We start from the raw sequence: 1,376 nt of genomic DNA, 5'->3' as shown, positions 1-1,376 counted from the left end.
CGGTGGGGTTGGTGCGGGTGGCCCGGAGGGTGCGGCGCAGGCGCGACAGGTGCTGGCGCAGGACATCCGCGGAGTTGGGGCGCGTCTCCGGGTCCTTGGTGAGCATCTGCAGGATGAAGGCGTCCACGGCGGGCGGCAGGTCGGAGACGAACTCCGACGGCCGGGGCGGGCGCGCCTCCACGTGCTTCATCAGGAGGTCCACGGGCGAGCTGCCGATGAAGGGCAGCCGGCCGGTGATGATCTCGAAGGTGACGACGCCCATGGCGTACAGGTCCGTCATGGGACCCACGGACTGGCCTCGGGCCTGCTCCGGCGCCATGTACTCCGGCGTGCCGACGACCATGTCGGTGCGCGTCTGCGCGGTGCGGCCAGTGGGGCCTTCGCCGCGCTTGGCGAGTCCGAAGTCCAGCAGCTTCACGTAGCGCGTGCCGTCCGGCTGGCGCACGAGGAAGATGTTGCTGGGCTTCAGGTCGCGGTGCACGACGCCCGCGCCGTGCGCGGCGCCCAGGGCGGCGAGCACTTCTTCCAGGAGCGCCAGCGCCTCACCGACGGGGATGCGACCCTTCTCCGCGAGGATGGCGTCGAGCGGCTGACCGTCCAGGTACTCCATGACGATGTACTGACGACCGTCGGGGAGCTGGCCGAAGCCGAAGATGTCGATGATGCCGCGGTGCCGGATGGCGTTGACGGCGCGTGCCTCCGCGAGGAGGCGGGCCACCTGTTCGGAGGAGTGCGCCAGCTCCGGGCGCAGCACCTTCACCGCGACGCGCTTGCCGATGAGGGGCTGGATGCCGTCGTACACGAGCCCCATGCCGCCCACGCCGATGCGGGAGCGCAGCTCGTACTCGCCCAGCTTCAGGCCGATGAGGGGGTCGGTGATGGCGGTGGCTTCGTTACCCAGGTGCTCCACGATGACCTTCGGTTCCGGCGGAGTCGGTTGGAACGACGACAGCACGACGGTGCCATCACGAGGGCACACCGCCGTGTCGGACGGAACGGTGAGGCCACAGGTTTCGCAGATCAGCTCGGAAGACATCTCCACCACGGGGGAGCGTAACAGGTGAAATCCCGGGAAGCGAAGCAGAGGCCGGGAGCACGGAGGGCGAGCGGACAGGCACTCGCCCTGGGGTCCGACGTTCACGCCCGCTGCTGTTGGGCAGCGGGCGGTGCGGGTGCGTCAGGGCGTCATTCCACCATCGGGGATGGTGCAGCCGACAACTACACGAGAAACACCCATCGCCCCCTCATGGCCTGCCTCGCTAGGCCCTCCCGCGCCTCCTGACCGCTCGGGAAGGACAAGGGTGCCTCCGTCGATACTGATGCCTGCGTTCGCGCACCACATGTTGATCGTCGGTCCCCCCGCGCCCCCACCGCCC

1 protein-coding gene is annotated in these 1,376 nt (G+C 69.5%); it reads right to left on the bottom strand.

Annotation, left to right across the window (positions count from 1 at the left end):
• The coding region (locus D7V88_RS41500) for a serine/threonine-protein kinase (protein WP_147449153.1) at positions 1-1,036 on the bottom strand (1,036 nt) is incomplete at its 3' end.
• Positions 1,037-1,376: the final 340 nt, after the last annotated feature.

Origin of the sequence: Corallococcus terminator, assembly GCF_003611635.1 — a bacterium.
Lineage (GTDB): Bacteria > Myxococcota > Myxococcia > Myxococcales > Myxococcaceae > Corallococcus > Corallococcus terminator.
Note: the sequence above shows the minus strand (reverse complement) of the source record. Positions and strands in the feature narration are given on the sequence as shown.